Annotated in this window: 19 protein-coding genes and 2 tRNA genes; 10 read left to right on the top strand and 11 right to left on the bottom strand. The window is 48.2% G+C overall.

What is annotated here, in order from left to right:
* The first annotated feature begins 81 nt into the window (after window positions 1-81).
* The 5 genes from glpA to G7083_RS13330 all read left to right on the top strand — a co-directional run bounded on the left by glpA (window position 82) and on the right by G7083_RS13330 (window position 6,299).
* Window positions 82-1,725 (top strand): anaerobic glycerol-3-phosphate dehydrogenase subunit A, encoded by a 1,644-nt coding sequence (gene glpA / locus G7083_RS13350; protein ID WP_166015322.1) that lies wholly within the window; start codon window positions 82-84, stop codon window positions 1,723-1,725.
* Entirely contained in the window at window positions 1,722-3,026 is a 1,305-nt protein-coding gene (glpB, locus tag G7083_RS13345; RefSeq protein WP_166015321.1) for a glycerol-3-phosphate dehydrogenase subunit GlpB, read from the top strand. Before glpA ends, glpB begins: the two co-directional genes overlap by 4 nt.
* A 2-nt stretch (window positions 3,027-3,028) precedes the next feature.
* Complete coding sequence (glpC, locus tag G7083_RS13340; protein WP_166015523.1) at window positions 3,029-4,252, top strand: anaerobic glycerol-3-phosphate dehydrogenase subunit GlpC; 1,224 nt, start codon at window positions 3,029-3,031, stop codon at window positions 4,250-4,252.
* Between the two features lie 151 nt (window positions 4,253-4,403).
* Window positions 4,404-4,838 (top strand): thioredoxin TrxC, encoded by a 435-nt coding sequence (gene trxC / locus G7083_RS13335; RefSeq protein ID WP_166015320.1) that lies wholly within the window; start codon window positions 4,404-4,406, stop codon window positions 4,836-4,838.
* A 306-nt stretch (window positions 4,839-5,144) separates the two neighbouring features.
* Entirely contained in the window at window positions 5,145-6,299 is a 1,155-nt protein-coding gene (locus tag G7083_RS13330; RefSeq protein ID WP_166015319.1) for an MFS transporter, read from the top strand.
* A 66-nt stretch (window positions 6,300-6,365) separates the two neighbouring features.
* Here the strand turns inward: G7083_RS13330 and G7083_RS13325 are convergent.
* Together G7083_RS13325 and G7083_RS13320 are read right to left on the bottom strand one after the other, a co-directional pair.
* A tRNA-Cys gene (locus tag G7083_RS13325) sits at window positions 6,366-6,439 on the bottom strand.
* 28 nt (window positions 6,440-6,467) lie between these two features.
* Window positions 6,468-6,554, bottom strand: a tRNA-Leu gene (locus G7083_RS13320).
* Between the two features lie 286 nt (window positions 6,555-6,840).
* Here G7083_RS13320 and G7083_RS13315 point away from each other — a divergent pair.
* On the top strand, window positions 6,841-7,746 hold the full coding sequence (locus tag G7083_RS13315; RefSeq protein ID WP_166015318.1) for a LysR family transcriptional regulator: 906 nt from the start codon (window positions 6,841-6,843) through the stop codon (window positions 7,744-7,746).
* 85 nt (window positions 7,747-7,831) lie between these two features.
* Here G7083_RS13315 and artM read toward each other — a convergent pair whose 3' ends face one another.
* The 6 genes from artM to G7083_RS13285 all read right to left on the bottom strand — a co-directional run bounded on the left by artM (window position 7,832) and on the right by G7083_RS13285 (window position 14,055).
* Window positions 7,832-8,500 carry an arginine ABC transporter permease ArtM gene (artM, locus tag G7083_RS13310; protein ID WP_166015317.1) on the bottom strand — a complete coding sequence of 223 codons (669 nt, stop codon included), beginning with the start codon at window positions 8,498-8,500 and terminating at the stop codon, window positions 7,832-7,834.
* Complete coding sequence (artQ, locus tag G7083_RS13305; RefSeq protein WP_166015316.1) at window positions 8,497-9,186, bottom strand: arginine ABC transporter permease ArtQ; 690 nt, start codon at window positions 9,184-9,186, stop codon at window positions 8,497-8,499. Before artQ ends, artM begins: the two co-directional genes overlap by 4 nt.
* A 1-nt stretch (window position 9,187) precedes the next feature.
* Window positions 9,188-9,919 carry an arginine ABC transporter substrate-binding protein gene (locus G7083_RS13300; RefSeq protein ID WP_166015315.1) on the bottom strand — a complete coding sequence of 244 codons (732 nt, stop codon included), beginning with the start codon at window positions 9,917-9,919 and terminating at the stop codon, window positions 9,188-9,190.
* 147 nt (window positions 9,920-10,066) lie between these two features.
* The gene (gene artP, locus G7083_RS13295; protein WP_346776877.1) at window positions 10,067-10,795 is read right to left on the bottom strand and encodes an arginine ABC transporter ATP-binding protein ArtP; all 729 of its coding nucleotides are present in this window, start codon (window positions 10,793-10,795) and stop codon (window positions 10,067-10,069) included.
* Window positions 10,796-10,941: 146 nt separating this feature from the next.
* The gene (gene viaA / locus G7083_RS13290; protein WP_166015313.1) at window positions 10,942-12,387 is read right to left on the bottom strand and encodes an ATPase RavA stimulator ViaA; all 1,446 of its coding nucleotides are present in this window, start codon (window positions 12,385-12,387) and stop codon (window positions 10,942-10,944) included.
* A 9-nt stretch (window positions 12,388-12,396) separates the two neighbouring features.
* Window positions 12,397-14,055, bottom strand: coding sequence for an ATPase RavA domain-containing protein (locus G7083_RS13285; protein ID WP_166015312.1), 1,659 nt, complete (start codon window positions 14,053-14,055; stop codon window positions 12,397-12,399).
* A gap of 282 nt (window positions 14,056-14,337) precedes the next feature.
* On the opposite strand from G7083_RS13285, the gene G7083_RS13280 reads away from it, so the two are divergent.
* From G7083_RS13280 to G7083_RS13270, 3 genes are all read left to right on the top strand, one after another.
* Complete coding sequence (locus tag G7083_RS13280; protein ID WP_166015311.1) at window positions 14,338-14,853, top strand: NUDIX hydrolase; 516 nt, start codon at window positions 14,338-14,340, stop codon at window positions 14,851-14,853.
* Window positions 14,854-14,936: 83 nt separating this feature from the next.
* Window positions 14,937-15,212, top strand: coding sequence for a c-type cytochrome (locus tag G7083_RS13275; RefSeq protein WP_166015522.1), 276 nt, complete (start codon window positions 14,937-14,939; stop codon window positions 15,210-15,212).
* Window positions 15,213-15,314: 102 nt separating this feature from the next.
* A complete protein-coding gene (locus G7083_RS13270; RefSeq protein ID WP_166015310.1) occupies window positions 15,315-16,055 on the top strand; it encodes a TetR/AcrR family transcriptional regulator in 741 nt (246 codons plus the stop codon).
* Window positions 16,056-16,204: 149 nt separating this feature from the next.
* Here G7083_RS13270 and G7083_RS13265 read toward each other — a convergent pair whose 3' ends face one another.
* The gene (locus G7083_RS13265; protein ID WP_166015309.1) at window positions 16,205-17,470 is read right to left on the bottom strand and encodes a DEAD/DEAH box helicase; all 1,266 of its coding nucleotides are present in this window, start codon (window positions 17,468-17,470) and stop codon (window positions 16,205-16,207) included.
* Window positions 17,471-17,784: 314 nt separating this feature from the next.
* On the opposite strand from G7083_RS13265, the gene G7083_RS13260 reads away from it, so the two are divergent.
* The gene (locus tag G7083_RS13260) at window positions 17,785-18,987 is read left to right on the top strand and encodes an aromatic amino acid transport family protein (RefSeq protein WP_166015308.1); all 1,203 of its coding nucleotides are present in this window, start codon (window positions 17,785-17,787) and stop codon (window positions 18,985-18,987) included.
* 120 nt (window positions 18,988-19,107) lie between these two features.
* Here the strand turns inward: G7083_RS13260 and galE are convergent, their stop codons facing one another.
* Both galE and G7083_RS13250 read right to left on the bottom strand, forming a co-directional pair.
* Window positions 19,108-20,124, bottom strand: a complete 1,017-nt coding sequence (gene galE, locus G7083_RS13255; RefSeq protein ID WP_166015307.1) for a UDP-glucose 4-epimerase GalE — start codon at window positions 20,122-20,124, stop codon at window positions 19,108-19,110.
* A gap of 186 nt (window positions 20,125-20,310) precedes the next feature.
* Entirely contained in the window at window positions 20,311-21,750 is a 1,440-nt protein-coding gene (locus G7083_RS13250) for an FAD-dependent oxidoreductase (RefSeq protein WP_166015306.1), read from the bottom strand.
* Window positions 21,751-21,949: the final 199 nt, after the last annotated feature.

The raw sequence follows: 21,949 nt of genomic DNA, 5'->3' as shown, positions 1-21,949 counted from the left end.
TTTTGTGAGCGAAATATCGAACATAAAAAGAAAACAATGCCACACTCAATGCATGTATTTTGGTGACATAAGGTTTAACTTATGACGGCTTATCCAACCATCGAAACTGAGGTCGTGATTATTGGCGGCGGAGCAACTGGTACCGGTATCTTGCGTGATTGCGCGTTGCGCGGCCTACGTTGCGTGTTAGTAGAAAGAGATGATATCGCTGCCGGCACCACCGGCCGTAATCACGGTTTGCTACACTCTGGGGCTCGTTACGCGGTCACAGACATCGAGTCAGCGCGCGAATGTATTCAAGAAAATAAAATCCTCAAATCAATTGCTCGTCACTGTGTTGAAGCCACTGATGGCCTATTTATCACTCTGCCAGAAGATGATTTGAGCTTTCAAGATCGCTTTATGCAAGCTTGCACTAACGCAGGAATTGCAACCGAGCGTTTAACCCGCAAACAAGCACTATTGCTAGAGCCGAACGTTAACCCAGCCTTACTTGGCGCGGTTAAAGTGCCCGACGGCACACTCGACCCTTTCCGGCTGTGTGCCGCAAATATGTTGGATGCCAAGGAGCATGGCGCACGCTTATTCAATCGCACTATCGTCACTGCGCTGATTCGGCAAGGGGATACCGTGCGTGGCGTGCGCTGCCAAAATTTAGCCAATGGCAGCAAATTTGATATTTTTGCTCAGCAAGTGATTAATGCCGCGGGCATTTGGGGGCAAAACATCTGCGAATATGCCGATCTCAATATCAAAATGTTTCCAGCCAAAGGTTCCTTGCTGATCTTAGATTATCGGATTAACAATCTGGTGATTAATCGCTGCCGCAAGCCTTCCGATGCCGATATTTTAGTGCCGGGCGATACCATTTCGCTGATCGGAACCACCTCAGAGCATATTGATTATGATCAGATTGATAAGCTACAAGTCACCGAACGTGAAGTCGATATTTTGCTGGCAGAAGGGGCCAAACTTGCGCCGATCATGGCCAATACACGGGTACTGCGCGCTTATGCCGGCGTACGTCCCTTAGTAGCGGTCGATGACGATGGCAGTGGCCGCAATATCAGCCGTGGCATTGTACTGCTGGATCATGAGCAGCGCGATGGCCTAAAAGGCTTCACCACCATTACTGGCGGCAAGCTGATGACTTACCGTTTAATGGCAGAATGGGCCACTGATCTGGTCGCGAAAAAACTCGGCAATACTCAAGCTTGCCAGACCCATTTACGCCCTTTGCCGGGCTCTCAACAGCCCCCGAAACCGATTAAAAAAACCGCCAGCCTTGCCAAACCAGTCTATGAATCAGCCATTTACCGTCATGGGGAACGGGCGGCCAGCTTTTTAGCGGACGATGCCAAGAGCCAAGCAGTGATTTGTGAATGCGAAATGGTCACCGCGGGCGAAATTGAATACGCCATTAAACACCTTGCGGTAAATAACTTGGTTGATCTCCGCCGCCGCACTCGTTTAGGCATGGGGCCTTGCCAAGGTGAGCTGTGCAGCTACCGCGCCGCGAGCCTGTTTAGTGAGTACGGGCAAGTTTCGGGTTGTCAATCCAGTCATCTATTGGTCGATTTTCTCGAAGAGCGCTGGAAAGGCATTAAACCAATTTTTTGGGGTGATGCGCTACGCGAAGCAGAATTTAGCTATTGGATTTATCAAGGCTTGCTCGGGGCCAGCGATTTACCTGACTTAGACTCAGCCACGGAGAAACAACAATGATGCATTATGATGTGGCCGTCATCGGTGGCGGGATTGCCGGATATTGCGCCGCGTTGCGCGCGTTGCAAGCTGGAAAAAAAGTAGTGTTAATCAACCAAGGACAAAGTGCGCTGCATTTCTCCTCAGGTTCAATTGATGTACTGGGTCGCCTGCCTGATGGTAGCTTAATCGATCAGCCTTTTGAGGCTTTTGCCGCGCTGCAACAACAAGCCCCTGAGCACCCTTACAGCAAGGTCGGACGTCAAACCAGCGAACAAGGTTTGCTCTGGTTTCAACGCACGTTACAGCAAGCGCAGGTTCCGTTACATCATCAAGCGGATGGTGCGAATCATTGGCGCATCACACCACTGGGCAGTTTGAGAAATAGCTGGCTATCACAACCGTTTGTCTATCCTTATCGCGGCCAAGCAGATTTTGCTCGCATTATAGTGATCACGATTGAAGGCTATCGTGATTTTCAACCAGCCATGCTGTGCGATAACTTAGCCCAGCGCCCAGAACTGGCACACACGCCGATTGTCGCCGCATCAGTCACTCTGCCCGGGCTTAGTGAGCTGCGCGGCAATCCTTATGAGCTGCGCTCAATTGATCTGGCCCGTTTACTGCGCCAAACCCCAGCATGGCAAGCGCTGTGTCAACAACTCATCCAACTTGCACAGCCAGACGATCTGGTGATCATGCCCGCCATCACTGGCAACGGTGATGGGTTACAACTGATGAGCGAACTGCAGCAAGTGACTCAACTGCGTTTTCATGAAGTGCCAACCATGCCGCCATCATTACTCGGGATCCGGATTGAAGATGCGCTACAGCGCAGTTTTATTCAAGCCGGTGGGGTGCAGCTCAAAGGCGATAAAGTCGTTAATGGGATATTTGATGGCGCTCGCCTCGATGCCATTTACACTCAAAATCTGCGCGATTTTCCACTCACCGCGAAACACTATGTCATGGCGACCGGCAGCTACTTTAGCCAAGGTTTACACGCTTCACAACACACGATCCAAGAGCCGATTTTCGATCTGGAGGTACAACAAACCGGCGAGCGGGCGTTATGGCGCGATACTCAATTTATCGCTACCCAATCACACCCTTTTATGACGTTTGGAGTCAAAACCGATCGCCATTTGCATCCCACCCGTCAAGGCACCACGATTGAAAACCTGTGGTGCTGCGGAGCCATGTTAAGTGGCTATGATCCGGTCTTTGAAAGCTGTGGCGGTGGGGTGGCAATTGCCACCGCCTATCATGCTCTAGAGCAGATTTTAGCGGGTGACACGGCTACACCAATAGAGGAGGTTTAATGATGAACTTTATCCACTCCGCCCCCCAAAACACCAGTTTTGATCAATGCATTAAATGTACGGTGTGTACGGTTTATTGCCCAGTTGCCAAAGCCAACCCTGATTATCCGGGCCCCAAACAGTGTGGCCCAGACGGCGAACGCTTACGCATCAAAAGTGCTGAATATTATGATGATGCGCTCAAGCTGTGCACTAACTGCAAACGCTGTGAAACCGCTTGCCCCTCCGGCGTAAAAATTGGGGATATGATCGCCGTTGCGCGGGGTAAATATGGCAAAAAACCGCTCAATCCTAAGTTGGTGCGCGATTTTGTGCTCAGCCATACCGATCTATTTGGCTCACTGGCAACCCCTTTTGCGCCATTAGTCAACGCTGCCACCTCGCTGCCATTGGTCAAAAAACTGATGCACAAAACGATTGGCGTACATGATCATAAAACCCTCCCCAAATATTCACACGGCACTTTTCGGCGCTGGTTTAAACAAAATTGTACCAGCCAGCCGCTCTACTCACGCCAAGTGGCTTATTTTCATGGCTGCTACGTTAACTACAATCATCCACAACTGGGCAAAGACTTGGTCCGCGTGATGAATGCAATGAATATTGGCGTGCGATTACTCGACAGTGAAAAATGCTGTGGTGTGCCGTTGATCGCCAATGGTTTTCACAATAAAGCGCGCAATAACGCGCTGTATAACCTCAAGCAGCTTACCGCGATGGTCAATGATTACCACGCGCCGGTGATCTCGACCTCCTCCACCTGCTCTTTTACACTGCAGCAAGAGTACCCGCATGTGCTTGGGGTTGATAACAGCCAAGTGGCGGATCACATTCATTACGTCACCCGTTTTCTACTCAAAGAATTCATGAGTGGTAATGCACCGCAACTGAAACCAATACACAAAAAAGTGCTGTATCACACCCCTTGCCATTTAGAGCGCAGCGGTAATGTGATGTTCACCATTGAGCTACTGAAAATGATCCCCGGCTTAGAGCTGGTGGTGCTAGATAGCCAATGTTGTGGACTCGCCGGAACTTACGGATTTAAAGAGGAGAATTGCGCGGTATCAAAACAAATTGGCTCACACCTATTTGAGGCAATCCAAACATCCGATGCCGACTATGCCATCACAGATTGCGAAACCTGTAAGTGGCAAATTGAAGAAAATGCTCATCTCACAACCCTGCACCCTGTGACTCTACTAGCAATGGCACTCGCCGACTAAATCTCGCGATAAAAATACCGGGCAAGCTATACTTGTCCGGTATTTTTATAAAATCGCAAACCATAGCATAATCAACGTTACCGCTATAATTCACCATCAAATACTTAAGTTGACCATTAAGAGTCAACCTGCCAGCCAAAGAGAGGAAGTCATGTCTACATTAAATACTCGTTGCCCGATTTGCCATGCACTCAATCGGGTGCCTGTCGCACGGGTTAACCAGAACCCGACTTGCGGTAAATGCCACGAGACATTACTTGATGGCGCACCCATTGAAGGCACAGAGGCTAATTTTTCCGCCTTGCTACACAGTGACGTGCCATTAGTGATCGATTTTTGGGCACCTTGGTGCAATCCCTGTGTTGGGTTCGCGCCCGTATTCAGCGCAGCAGCGAGCGAACGTAAAGGGCAAGTGCGTTTCATAAAAATTGATACCGAAGCCCAGCAAAGCCTTGCCGCCCATTTCCAAATTCGCAGCATTCCGACCATCATGCTGTTTAAAAATGGTCAACGGGTCGAAATGCTCAGTGGCGCACTGGCCAAGTCTCAATTTGACCAATGGCTAAACCAAGCTCTAACCAAGTAAAAACCGTCGTTTATCCGCCGTTTATACCCAAACAACTTGGAGTTGCAGGTAGGCGGCAAGTGAGTGAATCCCCATGAGCATAGGCAAACTATGTGATTGGGGTGAACCAACGTAGCCAACACCGCTGCAGCTTCAAGTAGGAACGGTATAGTGACATGCGCAGTTAAATCAGCGCCCACTTGACGGCGGTTAGCCAAGACTGCGGTTCAACAAGCAAAGCTTATCGTCAAGAACATTTTTTTCATTTTACTCAGTTGAATATTCATTCGATATTCGCGCCAATAGTTTGTCGTCTCGAGGTCTGCGATGGAAATCCCTGCAACTGTACAAAACCGGATTGCGGTCCCCGTGCTAGCGTTAACCCTGTATGCGATTGCTGCCGGCTACTTGATGAGCCTGGTCCCTTTAATGCTGCCGTACTATCAGCTAGAAGCGAGCTTGGCCAGTTGGCTAGCCAGTGGATTTTACGCCGGATTGTTAGCCGGGGCTTTAGTGGCAGAACCAGTGGTCAATCGGTTAGGACATCGCTATGCCTTTATTGGCTGTTTAAGCCTGTTACAGCTCTCGATTATCGTGATGCCTCTATTACCCTACGCTAGCGTTTGGCTTATTGCTCGTTTAGTGGCAGGTATTGCTGTAGCTGGGATCTTTGTGGTGGTCGAATCTTGGCTGCTACATGGTGATGAACAAGGGCGAGCCAAACGGTTAGGGATTTATATGGTCGCACTGTATGGCGGTACCGCATTAGGGCAAATGGCGATTGGACAGTTGGGGGTTGCCGGACTTCTGCCTTTTATTGCCATCATTGCTCTGTTGTTGATCGCTTGCCTAGTGCTCATTTATGGCCATACCGATCAACCGTCTACTCAGCAAGCCAGCTCACTGTCACTGCAGCAAATGAGCAAGCTGAGCCAACCTGCGATGATCGGCTGCTTAGTATCAGGGCTCACTTTAGGGGCTATTTATGGTTTGATGCCGGTTGAGCTAAGCCAGCACGGTATTGCCCATAGTGAACTTGGCAACTTGATGGCGCTGATCATTTTAGGCGGCATGGCGGTACAGCCACTGGTACCTTGGCTATCTCAATTTTTAGGGCGCACATTACAAATGGCGCTGTTTTGTTTACTCGGTAGCGCAGCGATTGCGCTCACTGCAGTTGATAATTCGTTATGGGCACTTGGCGTTGGGTTATTTGTACTTGGCATGGCAACCTTTGCTCTCTACCCCATCGCAATTAATTTAGGCTGCGACAAATTAGCAGCCAATTACATCGTATCAGCCACTCAAGTGATGCTGCTCAGCTACAGCGTAGGCTCAGTGATTGGGCCGCTCTGCGCCGATCGGTTTATGCAAGCTCGTCATGGCTTGATGGGTTATCTATTTGCAATTTTGCTCACCACTTGTTTGTATATGTTGATCAACAGTGTCAGTAACAAACGTCAATGGGTCGCAGGGGAATAGGCTTTCGCTAGTCACTAGCAGGTAACTAACAGAAAAATAAAATAACAAGGAATAATCGAAAAATGATGGAGGCGCGTCCCGGAGTCGAACCGAGGTTCACGGATTTGCAATCCGCTGCATGGCCACTCTGCCAACGCGCCTAAATGAGATGTGTTGTGTTAAGCAAGATGGTGCCCCGGGCCGGACTTGAACCGGCACGACTCGAAAGTCGAGGGATTTTAAATCCCTTGTGTCTACCGATTTCACCACCAGGGCAACGCATACTGCGATGGAAGACACCATCTGCTGTGCGGCTTCACCGCGACAACGAGGCGTACTTTAACGGATTGAGATTTTTGGTCAATAACAAATTGCATCATCAGCGTCTGACCGCGCAAGATTTCAACCGCCAAGTATAAAATACGCTCAACTCGCTGTTTTTACGAACAATACTAAGGGACTTGTTGGTTCAGTGGCAACGAGAGAAAGCATAAAGCGCCAGCTAGCAAAACAAAAATAATCGTTTATCATTATTTTAATAATCATTCGTTATGACAATAGTATGCTCAATCCAATCTGGTTACAAACCTTCAAAACCTTGGTCGATACTCGGCATTTCACCAAAACCGCAGAGAAACTGTTTATGACCCAGCCGGGAGTAACCCAGCACATCCGCAAGTTAGAGCAGGCCTGCCAACAACCATTAATTCATCGCATCAACAAAAGTTTTGAGCTAACCGATCAAGGGCGCTTGGTGTATGAGTATGCCACTCAACTGGCCCAAAATGAGCACCATTTGCTTGAGCAGATCCACGATAACGAACCCTTTTCAGGCAGCTATCGGATTGCTTGCTCTGGCTCACTCTCGTTGCTGATCTACCCACAGTTGCTGGCGATTCAACAGCGCCACCCGAAACTGCGCATTGAACTGGAAGCCGCACCGAATCATCGCATTCTAAGCGCGATCAAAGAGGGACAGATCGATATCGGTATTGTGACCTCACAACCCAGTCACGGAGTGTTTGACAATGAAGTTTTAGGAGAAGAGCCGCTGTACTTAGTGCTACCACACACTTGCCATCCACACCCGAACGAGCTAGCTGAGTGTCTACACCAACTCGGATTGATTCGCCATCCAGATATTGACCATTATCTCTCGCTCTATTTAGCCAAAAGTACCAATCCGACCCTGAGCGCTCTGCACAGTGAAAGCTTCGCAATCGCAGGCTATGTTAATCAAATCCAGCAAATTTTGTTACCCGTCGCACAAGGATTAGGATTTACGGTATTACCTAAATCAGCGCTGGAGAGTTTCCTGCTCCGTGAGCAGATCACGGTGTACCAAAACCCGGATCCCGTCACCGAAACCCTGTATTTAGTCAAAAAAAGGCAGCGTGATTTACCGCAGCGCTTTGTGAGCGTCAATCAGCAACTGAAGTTATGGATCGCAGATTACAGCCAATCTTAACCGATAACGCACAAGCACAAGCACAAGCAAACCAAGAAAAATTGCAAGGATAGTCAATGGTTAGTTGGGGGTTATTAACTGCCGCTTAATAGCTTTCAAATGCTAAGGCTTTTTGCTCGATGCGACGGAAAACCAGAGTGAACACGCCATTGATGGTTAAATAGAATGCTCCGGCGACCCCAAACACGGTCAAGGTATCGTAGGTTTGCGCATTGATGCGCTGCGCGTAACCCATGAGATCCATAATGGTGATGGTACTGGCCAGCGAAGTGCCTTTGAACACCAGAATGACTTCATTGGAATAAGCGGGGACGGCGCGGCGCAGTGCATACGGCAACAGCACTCGCAGCGTGGCGAGTTTATCCATGCCTAACGCACGGCACGCTTGCCACTGCCCATCCGGGATCGCATCAAACGCGCCTTTAAACAGTTGAGTACTGTAGGCTGCGGTATTGAGAGCCAAGGCCAACATAGCGCAGAACCAAGGTTGACTGAGCCACACCCAGAATAAGCTTTCACGGATCCAGACAAACTGACCAGGGCCGTAGTAGACCAAGAAAATCTGTACCAGCAACGGAGTGCCGGTAAACAGAGTAATTAAAGCACGGCTAAACCAGTGTAGCGCCGGTGTACGCAGCACTAGGCTTACCGTCATCAATAGTGACAGTATGCAACCCACCAACAGTGAAACCGCCGTCAGTTGTAAACTGGTGGCTAAACCTTCCAACAGTTGCCATAAGTGTTGCTGCTTCATACGCTGGCTCCTTGGTTATGGCCCATTCCCTGTACCGAGAACTTATGATCAATCACTTTCACCGCGCGCTGGGTAATTAAGGTGATCACCAAATACACTGCCGCTGCTGTCGCGTACCAAGTAAAGGCTTCATGAGTGGCGGCGGACGCCAACTGTGCTTGCTTGAGCAGATCGGTAACCCCAATCAAAGAAACCAGTGCAGTATCTTTAAGCAGTACCAACCATTGATTCATTAAACCGGGTAATGCGTGACGGATGGCTTGGGGTAAGACAATTCGAAAAAAAGCATGGAATGGTACAATCCCTAACGCACTCGCCGCTTCACGCTGACCTCGCCCTACCGCTTTAAGTGCGCCACGTAAGGTTTGTGAGGCATAAGAGGCAAAAATCAGCGCGAGCGCAATCACTCCAGAGATAAACGGACTGATCTCAATAAATTCACCGGTGATCAGAAACAGCACTTGGGTCGAACCAAAATAGATAAACAGCACCACTAACAGCTCAGGTAAACCACGGATCACCGTGACCAAGAGTGTGGTTGGCCATTTGACCAATTTAAGTTTCGCCATTTCACCACTGGCAAACAGCAGTGCCAATAGTAAACCGACCAGCAAACTGGTCAACGCGATGTGTAATGTCATCCAGCTCGCTTGTACCAGTGATAAAGAGTAGCCCGTTAGCCCCATATTAGTTTCCGAAATACTTATTAAAGATCGCGGCATATTCGCCATTCTCTTGCACCGCTGCCAACGCCGTGTTCAGTTGGTCAAGCAACGCTTGGTTATCTTTATTCACCGCAATCCCAAAACCATTGCCAAAGTATTGTGCGTTGGTTACCCGATCACCGACGTAATCCAGTGGGCTATCAGCTTTAAACCACTCAGCAACCACTGCGGTATCGCCAAATACCGAGTCAATCCGGCCATTTTTCATATCGATGAAAGCATCTTGGTAGCTGGAATAAGGCACCGCAACCACGCCCGGTAACTGCTCAAGTAGGAAACTTTGATGAGTAGAGCCGTTTTGCACCCCAACCCGTTTGCCTTTAAGAGCCGCTTGATCGGCCACTTTACCCGCCAATGACACAAAAGCCGCCGAGTTGTCATAGTACGGCGCAGTGAAATTGACCTGCTCAAGACGCGCTTCAGTAATGTCCATCGCTGAAATAGCTGCATCATAACGCTTGAATTTTAGTGCAGGGATCAAACTGTCAAACGCTTGATTATGAAAGCTACACCTGGCTTGCAGTTGCTTACACAACGCATTGGCCAAATCAACATCGAAACCTTGGATTTGGTTATTTGCATCCATGTATTCAAATGGTGCGTAAGTCGCTTCCATGACAAATTTGATCTCTTGCTGCGCTGCAGCACTGGCTGAAACCAAACCAATTAAAGACGCAAGTAGGATCTTGTTCATTGTAATACTCCATGTATATTGCGAAATCTGGCACATCAATCGCCAGCATCTATGGGTTAAATTAGCTAACTTATTGTATTAGTCTATGCAACTTAATCGATTAAATTCAAGAAGTTAAGCTCAAACTTTAAGCACCACTGATAATAATCAGTGGGTCAAATATTCAGCGAACTGTGGGGTTTGCGGGTGATGAAACGCCGCTGCCGTACCGTGTTCGATCATGCGACCTTGTTCAAGATACAGCACATGACTAGCGATTTTTTTGGCAAAATCGACCTCATGAGTCACCACCACTTGCGTGATGCCAGTGCGGCTCAACTCTTGGATGATTTTCACCACTTGATTGGTGATTTCAGGGTCAAGCGCAGCGGTCGGTTCATCAAACAGCAGCACATCCGGTTTCATCATTAACGCGCGGGCAATCGCTACCCGTTGCTGCTGACCACCGGAAAGATGCAGTGGCCATGCATTGGCTTTATCGGCCAATTGCAAGGTAGTCAGAATATCCATCGCTTGCTGCTTGGCTTGTGCTTTGGCTATTCCTGCGACCTTGATTGGCGCTTCAATCAGATTTTCCAACACGGTCATGTGTGGCCATAGATGGTACTGCTGAAACACCATGCCCACTTTACGCCGCAGTGCCAGCCCCTGCTGCTCAGAAGGTAGTTGAGCAAAATCAAACTGTTGATTGGCAATATGCAGTTGACCGCTGTCGGCGCTTTCTAACAGATTGAGTACCCGCAGCAACGAACTTTTACCGGCACCACTTGGGCCAAGCAGTACCAAAGTTTCCCCTTTAGCACATTCAAAGCTAATGTTGTGCAGCACCTGAGTGGTGCCATAAGACTTATTAATTGCGTTAACTCGAATACTCATGCTGACATACTGCATTAATTATCACCTGTGCTTGATACTACTATGAATGTATTTTTATGCAATAAAAATGTATAAAACCAAAGCCAACCAACTTTTTGTATAAAAAAACGCCACAACAATAGCAAGAATAACTGGTTACAAGCCAATTACCATTTTTTGATTAAACGACCAAGCAAACTTGGGTGATAGCTCCAACAGTGATCAAACATGGTGAGCAGTTGTGGATTACCATATTTGGACAAACTGATTGCATGAAAACGGTTTTTGCGCGCTTTGATCGCCGCCACTTGTGCTAACAACTCCTCGCTTTGTTTTGGCGCAATAAAATCAGAGACCACGACCAGATCACTATTGCGATAAGTCTCACCGCTCATCAGTTCAAGCGCTTTTAAGATCACCGGTTCAAAATCGGTACCGCCGTGAAAGGTATAGCTGAGAAAATCACTCGCTTCACGCAGCCCATCTTGGCGGGTTAATTCGTAGGTAATCAATTCGGAGGAAAATAGCATCACATAACAATCACGATTTTCAGCCAGCGCAATTTGCATTAAGCCATACGCCATCGCTTTAGCACACTGCTCAGGAAACCCCGCCATCGAACCGGATGCATCAATACACACCACAAACGGACCTTTTTCGATCTCAAGCTGCTTATGATCTGGGCGCTGTGCACGCACTTGCCGCAAAGTGCGTGATTTACCTTGCATGCGGTAATTCATCAAACGTTTGTCAATAAGGTGTTGATAAAAAACCACTTCCAGTTCTGGGTAAGCCAAAAACAGGGTTTCGTTGGGCAGCAATTTACTCAGATCATCACTTTCATGGATACCAACAATATCGTCAGTCGCCTGATCAGAGCGCTGCTCTACCATTTGTAATACTTCGGTAGGCGCGCGCTTAAGATCAGGATCATCATTCTGCCCGGCCATACGCCCGAGTTGCTCAGCAATTTGCTGTAACGTCTGGTGCTTTTTAAGAAAATCCGCATAACGTTTGATGGTACTCAAGTCGCTGCGACTTAATTTCGCCGCCGCCATATCCCATAAACGCCCGATAATGGCAGTATCCCCAGCCGCGGTGACGTTATCCATATTGCGCAGAGTTTCCATCCGTTGATAAAGCTCAGCCAGCATCCGCTCTTTACTCTCTTTCAGTTCGAGTAACTGCGCTTGACGGATCGCCTCTGACAAAGATTTATACCACTGATCACAAAAGAAATGCGGGAACATCGGGTTACGGTGGAGCTGCTCTTTCTCTAGCAAACGCCGCGCCTGCAGATAAAAGCTTGAATCGCCCTCCAACTGCTTAAGCAGATCGGGCGTCTGTGCAAAAAAAGTCGCCTCATCCCAATGGATCACTTTTTGGTACAGCGCCAATTCACTTTGAAAGCGTTCAGTTTCGCATACTTTGGTCATACGGCGACGCACGTTGGTCTGCCATTTTAATAGATGATTTTTTACCGAGGCCGCCACGCCACGATTGTCAGCCATCATCATCACTTGTGAACGCCCAATCAAATCATTGACTGCAGTATCGATCAGCCCTGATTCGGCAATACTTAACACCAGATTGAACGCATCAACTCCCAGCATCACACTTCCTTAGGCGAAAAATTGGTTGAGATTCCGAATGCGCATGACGCTACGCTCACATTCACTTTGCGTTGCTTGCCAATATTGTTGTAGTTCATGCAAAGTGGCTTCCATTGCCGTCGGCAACTCAGGATCGATAAAACTGTGCGGCAACGCGGCATGAAATTTAGCGCGCACGTGACGTAAATGATGTTCAGCATGGGTTAACTGCGCCATGGCTTGATCCGCTTTGGCCAACCAGTTTTGATACAAGGTCTCTTCCAAGCCTTGTTTGGTGACTACAGCGACCAATACCGAGCGATTGGCAATATCCTTAATCACCAAATTACGCTTGCCATCCAGATCAAAGCGTAAGCGGCACAAGTTGGTATTGTGATTCACATAACCGTAAGCGCTACCCTGCCCCTCTTTGATGATGCGCTCTAACTCAGTTTTGGGCACATAAACCCAACGACTGTCTCCTTTCTCGCCTTCCGAGACCGACATATTGCTTTGCAACAGCACCAGTTTGATCAGATCGTTGGTAACGCCTACGCTGTATTTTTTCGCATCGGCAAGATCATATTGATGATGAATTTGCTTTTTAATTAAGCTATTTGATGTTTCGAGCGACAGCAGCATGGCAAATTCTGACTCTAATTCTTCTTGAATTTGCGCCAACTCAAGCCGGCATACATCCAGTTGCTGTTCCACTTCCGCTTGGTCAAACGCATAACGCAGTGCAAATTCGCGGATCACATCATGCACCACTTGGTGTGACTGCGGAGTGTTCCACAAACAATTCTCCAGCAGCAGCAGATCAAGAGGATTAATTTCATCACGCCCATTAAAAAAGGCACTCGCCTTCAATAATTTGGCCGCTTTTTTCCAACGGCGATCAGAAACATACATCTCTAAATCAGAACTCGCGTTCGCTTGTGAGCGTTGTTCTACCATGCTTTTCAGTTGATAAAGCTTCTCAAACACCGGATCGGTTAACTCCAGCTTATCCAACTGAATTTGCCACTGATGATACTCTTGATCGGTGATCGCCAACCCAGCCGGAATTTTTGCCTCTTGGGCGGTACCGACCGTCAGCATCGATTTGAAGTTTTGCTTATTTTGGATCCGATTAACAAAAATCCGCACTAACAGACGATCATACAGTGCATCTAACCCACTATCTTCACTTGGTAATTCGTTGGAAGCGGTCACCAGCAAACGCATCGGAACTGGCTGAATATCACTGCCATTTTTAAAGGTTTTTTCGTTAACCACCGTCAATAAGGTATTGAGGATCGCCGGTCCCGCTTTCCAGATCTCATCCAGAAACACCACCTGTGCGGTCGGTAAATAACCTTGGGTCAAACGTAAATAACGCCCATTATCTTTTAACTCTTGGATGCTTAGCGGCCCAAACACCTCTTCTGGCGTGGAAAAACGGGTCATTAAATATTCAAAATAGCTACTATTATCAAAAGCTTGAATCAAACGCTTGGCAATTAAACTTTTGGCAATCCCCGGGGGACCAAGTAAAAACACACTCTCGCCGGCTAACGCGGTCAGTAAGCAGAGTTTGATGGTGTTCTCTCGCTCATACACGCCATCAGAGAGCGCTTTGGCCAGCTTATTAATGCGCTCGCAAAGCAGCGCTTTTTGCGCGTGAGAGCCGGTGGTCAATGGCTGCATCTCTTTATACCTCAAACAAAACACCCAATTGGGTCAAATCAATGGAACAAGCGGCGACTCTATAGAATTATTGTCTATTTGTTACAAAGTGTATTTTTTATTGTGCCCTTATAGCAGATCTCATTTATTGCAAACAACAGGTAATCATTGATTGCACCGATCATTGCTCAACTTGTCACCAATCACCCAATCATGGTATCAAAAGCAGAATTTATGCTTGGGGATGCCACTTAAGGTGGGTTAAGGTAGCGGTTTCATTATCAGTGTTATAAAACGCCGCTTATGAGCAAAATCATCCATCAATGGAAAAATATCGCGTTAGTTGAGGAAGAGATTTTGCTTCCCAATGGCTACACGGTAACTCATACCACGCTAGCGCATCCCGGCGCTGCGGTGATCTTGCCCTTGACCGCACAAGGTGAAATCGTCGCCATTCGTCAATATCGTCCTTCACTGAAAAAATGGTTGATTGAACTCCCCGCTGGCACACTGGAACCCGATGAATTGCCGCTCGCCTGCGCACAACGTGAACTCGAAGAAGAGACCGGTTTTAGTGCCGCGCAATTTATTGAACTCGGCCAAGTGACCCCGCTCGCTGGCTTCTGCGATGAAATTCAACACCTGTTTGTCGCCAAACAACTGAGCAAAACAGCGCGTTATTGCTGTGATGAAGACGAAGTGATTGAAGTGCTACTGCTTAGCCCTGCCGCATTGGAGAGTAAAATCATCAGCGGCGAAATCACCGATGCCAAAACCATTGCTTGTTTAAGTAAAGCCAAACTTTGCGGATATTTATAGGAGATAAAATGAATTTTCAATTGCATAAAGCCATGCGATTTCGCCATCCACTAGCCCATATCACGCTGACGCTGGGCGTAGCCATGATGGTAAACCCGGCGTTGGCGAGTGGTGATGCGCAGCTCGGTGAGCAAAAAGTCTCAAGCTGCCTGTTTTGTCATGCCAAAGATGATGAAGCCAGTCACTCCCGTTACCCCAACCTGAACGGCAAAAGTGCGCCAGAGCTGTATCAAGCGATGAAAGAGTACCAACTCGGTGAGCGCAGTGGCCCGATGGCAGAAATGATGAAAGCTCAGCTACGCCGTTTCAACGATCAAGATTTACACGACGTTGCTGCATTTTACGCCACAACACCGTGAATATTCCTCCTATACTCGATTTTTGCTCTGATGGCGGTGAAAAAACCGAGTAAATCTGGTAAACAATGGGGCATCTTAGCGAGCACCATAGGTTAAGTTGACATGCTTGAGAAAAAACAAGGGCGGCGCAGTGCACAAGATGCCCAAAAAACGCGTTATCACATTATCACTATTGCGGCAGAGCTGTTTTGTGAACTCGGCTATTCGCGGGTTTCTTTGCGCCATATCAGTGAAAAAGCTGGGGTATCGCACAGTTTGATCCGCCACCATTTGGGCAGTAAAGAAAAAATCTGGCACAGCATTAGCGATGGTTTGCATCTGTATATGGTGCGTTATATGCAAACCGTGCTGCAAGCGATGCCGGCCGACACCCCCGTCAATGTTAAACTTTATACCTTTATCATGCGTATGTTGGCCCATGGCTTAGTGATTAAGCAACCGATCCAACTGATTGCCGATGCAGTGCGCCAAGAAGATAAATTGCTGGACTATTTTCTGGATACCTCCGGCGACATCGAAAATCTGATTGAGTCACTGGCCAGCGAATATAACCGTCAGCATCCAGAATCACCGATCCTGCTGTGGGAAATCAAATGGCAGATGATCATGTACACCCACAGTGCCGCCAGTTTAACCCCGTTTATGCGCGCCACTTGGGCTCCAGAGATTGAAGAGTTATCCGATTGCTTACTCAAGCATTGGCAACTGTTTAACTCATTGATGATACAAAAATTTCATGTCAGCCAGCCCTATATTATGCAGCCAACATCGGTTGAAGAGCTGGTCTATACGTTAAATTGCGATTGGCGTGATTTCTATACGGAGGAGCCCGAGTCACACTAAGCGTGCTGCAGCCAACGGATCGGCTGGCATAAAGCAGCAAGGCGCATCTTGTGCTGATCACTCAAAATGCGCCTTGGTCTATGGTATTACGCTTGGTGGATTACTATTTTTGCATGGCCGTTGAGAAAACTTCGCCACACTGAGCACGATCAGCGTGCTTTTTTACCGCGCTGAGCATGGATTTTTAACTGCGCCTTAAGCTTACGCTTCTCAGCAGAGCGTCCACCCGCGCGTGGCGAATTCTCGTCACGCACTATCGGGCTAGGCTCAAAGCCTGATAGCCACTCTTGTGGTAAACGAGTATTGAGTAAACGTTCAATCGCTTCCAATTGCCCCTGCTCATCATGCGCCAGTAATGACACGGCTAAACCCGCTTGACCCGCACGGCCTGTACGCCCAATTCGGTGTACGTAATCTTCCGCTTTAAATGGCATGTCATAGTTAACCACTTGCTCAAGCTGCGCAATATCTAAACCACGCGCTGCCACATCGGTGGCGATCAACGCACGCACTTTACCGGCTTTAAAATCATCTAAGGCTTTTTGCCGCGCCCCTTGGCTTTTATCGCCATTGATCGAGACCGCTTTGATACCATCGAGCTTTAACTCATCAGCCAGCGCATCACTGCCCTGACGAGTCTTGGTGAATACCAACACTTGCTGCCAATTTTTCGAGCCAATTAAATAGGCCAACAACTCACGCTTACGTTTTTTATCGACCGGATAAACCATCTGCTGCACCGTTGCCGCAGTAGAATTCGATGGGGTGACTTGCACTTCCAGCGGATCGCGCATAATGCGATACGCTACCGCTTTGATTTTGCTATCAAAGGTGGCCGAGAAAAACAGCGTTTGCCGCAGTGGTGACAAACGGCGTAACACGCGCTGAATATCCGGCATAAAACCCATATCCAACATGCGATCCGCTTCATCGAGCACTAAGACTTCCACTTTACCTAAAAAGAGCGATTTAACGTGCGCGTGATCGAGTAAGCGCCCCGGTGTCGCAATTAAAATATCCACCCCACCACGCAGATGGTTAAGCTGCACCTTCATACTGGTGCCGCCATAAACGGCGACAATTTTTAACTCGGTGCCTTGCGCATAAGCTTGTATGCTTTCAAGCACTTGCTGGGCTAATTCTCGGGTGGGAACCAGCACTAACGCACGCACTTCTTTGCTATTGGCTTCACGCGGCCACGGCTCTGTCACAAAGCGCTGAATTATAGGTAAACCAAACGCCGCGGTTTTGCCAGTTCCGGTTTGCGCCCCAGCTAACACATCTTTACCTTGCAACACATGCGGAATGGCTTGCTGTTGGATCGGCGTGGGATCCACGATTCCCAGCCCACTTAATGTGGTGAGCAGATCAGGATCTAAGCCTAATTGCGAAAAAGTGATCGGGGTGGATGACATAGTGCGTACCTATTGAACTTTTGGGGCGCGGATTGTAACAAAGTGCACAGCGTTTGGCTTTCTCTAAAATGGCAGATCAGACTGCGCAATCAAGATGTCACAACAAGTATCCAGCAGAGCAAGCCCGTGCAGTATCATACGCACAGTGTAAATATTAAATTACATGAATGGATTTTAAATTTTACAAACTGATTGACGCAAATCGAAACTCACTACAGAATAGGCAAAATTTAGTGTAAATAGATGACTTGATTGCTTACTTTTCGTACAAAACACTAAGCGCCAGTTTAAATAACGTATAAAAGAGTTTACAGATGACACAATCAAAGCTTTTAGGCAGTACTTTGATTATCGCAGGCACCACGATTGGTGCAGGAATGCTAGCCTTGCCTCTAGCTTCCGCGGGGATCGGTTTCACGACATCATTAATAATTATGCTCGGATTGTGGATGCTGATGGCATTTACCGCGCTATTAATGGTGGAGATTCACCAATACGCCGAGCAAGACGCCACGCTGCACACCTTAGCGAAACAAATTTTAGGTGACAAAGGGAAGTGGGTGGCCACTTTTGCTATGCTATTTCTGTTTTACTCGCTGTGCGCGGCCTACATTGCCGGAGGCGGTGCACAATTTACCCAACGGATTGCCCATTTCAGCGGCGTGACCGTCGCGAGTTCAAGTGGCACATTACTGTTTACGATCCTAGTCGCGTTAGTGGTCACGATTGGTACCAGCACAGTGGATCGGGTCAACCGGGTGTTATTTGCCGGCAAAATGATCGCGATGATCGCGGTGCTGTTTTTCCTCGCACCGAATGTGTCACACACTTACCTATTAAGCATGCCAATTGAACAAGGTTTGATTGTGGCCGCGATTCCAGTGATTTTTACCTCTTTTGGCTTTCACGGTAGCATTCCGGCCATCGTCAATTATTTAGATGGCGATACACCAGCACTACGCAAAGCGATTTTGCTTGGCTCGGCGATCCCGTTGGTGATCTACATTTTCTGGCAAATTGTCACACTCGGCGTGGTGAGCCAATCAACCCTACTCGACAATATGGGGTTAACCGCACTGATTGGCGTGCTGGCAACCACTGTCAATCAATCTCATCTGGGTAACCTGATTGGCGTATTTGCTGACTTGGCGCTGCTCACTTCATTTTTAGGCGTGAGTCTTGGTTTGTTTGAATTTATGGGCGATTCACTGCGCAGTAAACAAGGCAAAATTAACCGCCCACTGACCTCGATCATCACATTTTTACCACCACTGGTGTTTGCGCTGTTTTACCCACAAGGGTTTATTATGGCGCTCGGTTACGCCGCGATTGCATTAGCAATTTTGGCGATTTTCTTACCGTTAGCGATGGTGATCAAAGTGCGCCAGCAAGCCAGCAGCACGCATTACCAAGTCAATGGCGGTAATGCGGCACTGCTGATCACCGGCTCAGTTGGGGTACTGATCATTGGTGCGCAGTTGCTGATTACTTTTGGGGTACTGCCAGCGCTGGGTTAACATTATCGATTCCGCAGATTATCGATTCCGCAGTTTAATAAAAAACGCCCATCACTCGCGATGGGCGTTTTTATATTACTAAGTAAATCGGCCGATGATCAGTTTACTGCTGCGTACCACCTATTCTGACGGATAACCTTGTGGGTTATTGGACTGCCAACGCCAAGTATCTTGCGTCATCTCATCTAAAGTGCGAGTGGCTTGCCAACCTAACTGCTGCGCGGCTTTCGTTGGATCAGCCCAGCATTCCGCAATATCACCAGCTCGGCGTTCAACCAACTGGTAAGGCACTGCACGCCCGGCTGCCGCTTCAAAGGCTTTGACCATTTCCAGTACACTGTAACCCTTTCCGGTACCGAGATTGTAAATATGCAATCCAGCTTGGGTGCCGACTTTTTGCAACGCTGCAATATGGCCATCGGCAAGATCCATCACATGGATATAGTCACGCACCCCAGTCCCATCTTTGGTGGGGTAATCACTGCCAAACACCGATAAATACTCGCGACGCCCGACCGCCACCTGCGCCACAAACGGCATTAGGTTATTAGGAATGCCTTGCGGATCTTCCCCCAATAAGCCAGATGGATGGGAACCAACCGGGTTGAAATAGCGCAGCAAGGTAATGCTCCAATCAGGATTAGCTTGCTGAAAATCGTTCAAACACTCTTCGACCATCAATTTACTGCGCCCATACGGATTAGTGGCACTGGTTGGGAAAGACTCAGTGATCGGCACACTAGCTGGATCGCCATACACGGTGGCTGAGGAGCTAAAAATCAAAGACTTCACACCCGCCTCACGCATCGCCGCGATCAACACCAACGAGCCATGTACGTTATTATCATAATATTCCAGTGGCTTTTGAACCGACTCCCCGACCGCTTTTAGGCCAGCAAAATGGATCACGGCTTCAATCTGCTGCTGTTGCATCACTTCCACCAGCAGCGTTTGATCACGCACATCACCCTGTACAAATTGTGGCCGCACGCCAGTAACTTGCTCAATGCGAGCCAGCACCGTCGCCTTACTGTTATACAGATTATCCAAGATCACTGGCGTCATCCCAGCTTGGATCATTTGAATACAGGTGTGACTGCCGATATAGCCCATGCCACCAGTAACCAATACTTTCATCACTCGACTCCTTGATATGTGTGGGGAGTGTTACTTTTTATTTATCACCAACCGACGGCTGCGGTTTACCGCGTAAGCAGCAGCCATTAGATCAATCTTCGCATCGGTTAACGCTCGTCAGCCTGATGCCTAATGATACCCATTTAATTCGCCGATCCGCTAATGGGTCATGCGACCTGATTCCCCCTACGGCTTACTACCATACACTTTGGCTAACGCGACCGGATAGCCACGCGCTTGACTTAAGCTAAGCGCATGCTGTTCAACTTGCTCTGCGGTTAACGCGAGGCTGACCGGATGCTCCGCTTCGATGGCAAGTCGCTGCTCGGTCGGATGTAATTGCCAGTGAGCCACCAGTTGCCGCGCCGCACGCAGTGCCGATGAGCCTTTCACCACCTCCAGTCGTGCATACTGATTCGCTTCAAAGCTCACATCCGCCGCACGTAGCGTCACATCATCACCGGGAATTTGCTGTGCTCCAAACAGTGGAGTGGCCGCCCACTGTGCACTGGAAAAAGCGGGCACAAAACGGGACATATGCTCTACTGCACTTTGCGTGCGCTGCTGCTGGGCCGATAACGGCCAGCCGTGCTCAATTTTGTGTTGTAAATAACTTGGTAACTGTGGCTGTGCAGAGGTTGGACTAGAGCTTACCAAACCATCATCAAACAAGGTGATTGCTTGTGTCATGCCATGCAGTTGAAAGGTTCCATCGGCATAAGGGGTTAACTGTGCCATACCCGCTTCACTGCCACGTGGGCCGTGGAAAATAACCTCCGGCCACCATTGATGGCAATCAGGCCATTGAGTGACGTAAGCAGCTTTAAACTCAACCAAACGCTGGCGTTGATGACCGGCCATATCATCAATACGTCCGGTTTCAAAACCACAAGCATTCACCAGGTAATCCACCGTTTGCTGCTGTTGCTGGCCTTGATCATCGATATAAGTCAGTTGCCACTGATGATGGTGATATTGAGCATCGATCAGCTCACAACGGGTCATCACTTGACAATTAGGCAATTCCGCCAGTGTCAGCTCAACACTGGCCGCGAGCCGAAATACACTCCAACCATACTCTTGGACTAACACCACCGGATATTTGAGCTGATCTAAATCGACATGCTGTGCAAAAGGCACCATCCAATCATCATCACAACGCGGCGGATTTGCTTGGCAAGTTTTTGCCAAATGTTCTAATTCGTCCCGCTGATAAGCACGATAGTAGTGTTCGACCTCGCCGAGCACTTGATTGGCGCCATCATGTTCAACTAAAGTTCGATAGGCATTTTGAATGGTCATTAAGCGCGCCAAAATCGCTTGTGGTTCACCGGGATCAGATTTGGGCACTGTGATAATGGTAGGACGAACATTCAAGGTATGAGGATAAAGACGCACGGTTTCAATTGATTGCTCAAGCAACTCAATACACTGCTGCTCTGAAATTTCCCGATATAGATTACCACCAGCATGTAAATGGCAAATCGGAGGTCCATTAACTAAGCCCGCGCCTTTTTCAATCAGTAATACATTGAGCCCAAGCTCAGCTAAGTGCACCGCGGCCGTTGCCCCGGCGATACCACCACCTATAATCGCAATTCGGCGTTCTTGAGATCGCAATGTCATATTTTCCCTACAGTTACATCTAGGCCAACTAACATAGTCGCTATTCTAGAGGCTGTGAAAGGTTAAGCAAATCACATTTTCCAATCAAATCATCACCCGCCTCATTGCTGCGACAACTCGACCAGCCTGAGTTTTTAAAGTCAGCTTAATCATCGTAAAGCAAGCAAATTTTAGCTCGAAAAAAATCAAAAAAATGCTT

Origin of the sequence: Vibrio sp. HDW18, assembly GCF_011306175.1 — a bacterium.
GTDB classification, from domain to species: domain Bacteria; phylum Pseudomonadota; class Gammaproteobacteria; order Enterobacterales; family Vibrionaceae; genus Vibrio; species Vibrio chanodichtyis.
The sequence above is the reverse complement of the archived record's forward strand: the minus strand, read 5'-3'. Positions and strand labels throughout refer to the sequence as shown.

Bases quoted from the DNA above. Each gene is read 5' to 3' on its own strand.
- artQ (WP_166015316.1), bottom strand. From the start codon at position 9,186: ATGGGGCTAACGGGCTACTCTTTATCACTGGTACAAGCGAGCTGGATG.
- G7083_RS13265 (WP_166015309.1), bottom strand. From the start codon at position 17,470: ATGTCATCCACCCCGATCACTTTTTCGCAATTAGGCTTAGATCCTGAT.
- G7083_RS13330 (WP_166015319.1), top strand. From the start codon at position 5,145: ATGGAAATCCCTGCAACTGTACAAAACCGGATTGCGGTCCCCGTGCTA.
- G7083_RS13270 (WP_166015310.1), top strand. From the start codon at position 15,315: ATGCTTGAGAAAAAACAAGGGCGGCGCAGTGCACAAGATGCCCAAAAA.
- G7083_RS13275 (WP_166015522.1), top strand. From the start codon at position 14,937: ATGATGGTAAACCCGGCGTTGGCGAGTGGTGATGCGCAGCTCGGTGAG.
- G7083_RS13300 (WP_166015315.1), bottom strand. From the start codon at position 9,919: ATGAACAAGATCCTACTTGCGTCTTTAATTGGTTTGGTTTCAGCCAGT.
- artP (WP_346776877.1), bottom strand. From the start codon at position 10,795: ATGAGTATTCGAGTTAACGCAATTAATAAGTCTTATGGCACCACTCAG.
- G7083_RS13260 (WP_166015308.1), top strand. From the start codon at position 17,785: ATGACACAATCAAAGCTTTTAGGCAGTACTTTGATTATCGCAGGCACC.
- galE (WP_166015307.1), bottom strand. From the start codon at position 20,124: ATGAAAGTATTGGTTACTGGTGGCATGGGCTATATCGGCAGTCACACC.
- G7083_RS13250 (WP_166015306.1), bottom strand. From the start codon at position 21,750: ATGACATTGCGATCTCAAGAACGCCGAATTGCGATTATAGGTGGTGGT.
- glpA (WP_166015322.1), top strand. From the start codon at position 82: ATGACGGCTTATCCAACCATCGAAACTGAGGTCGTGATTATTGGCGGC.
- glpC (WP_166015523.1), top strand. From the start codon at position 3,029: ATGAACTTTATCCACTCCGCCCCCCAAAACACCAGTTTTGATCAATGC.
- artM (WP_166015317.1), bottom strand. From the start codon at position 8,500: ATGAAGCAGCAACACTTATGGCAACTGTTGGAAGGTTTAGCCACCAGT.
- viaA (WP_166015313.1), bottom strand. From the start codon at position 12,387: ATGCTGGGAGTTGATGCGTTCAATCTGGTGTTAAGTATTGCCGAATCA.
- glpB (WP_166015321.1), top strand. From the start codon at position 1,722: ATGATGCATTATGATGTGGCCGTCATCGGTGGCGGGATTGCCGGATAT.
- G7083_RS13280 (WP_166015311.1), top strand. From the start codon at position 14,338: ATGAGCAAAATCATCCATCAATGGAAAAATATCGCGTTAGTTGAGGAA.
- G7083_RS13285 (WP_166015312.1), bottom strand. From the start codon at position 14,055: ATGCAGCCATTGACCACCGGCTCTCACGCGCAAAAAGCGCTGCTTTGC.
- G7083_RS13315 (WP_166015318.1), top strand. From the start codon at position 6,841: ATGCTCAATCCAATCTGGTTACAAACCTTCAAAACCTTGGTCGATACT.
- trxC (WP_166015320.1), top strand. From the start codon at position 4,404: ATGTCTACATTAAATACTCGTTGCCCGATTTGCCATGCACTCAATCGG.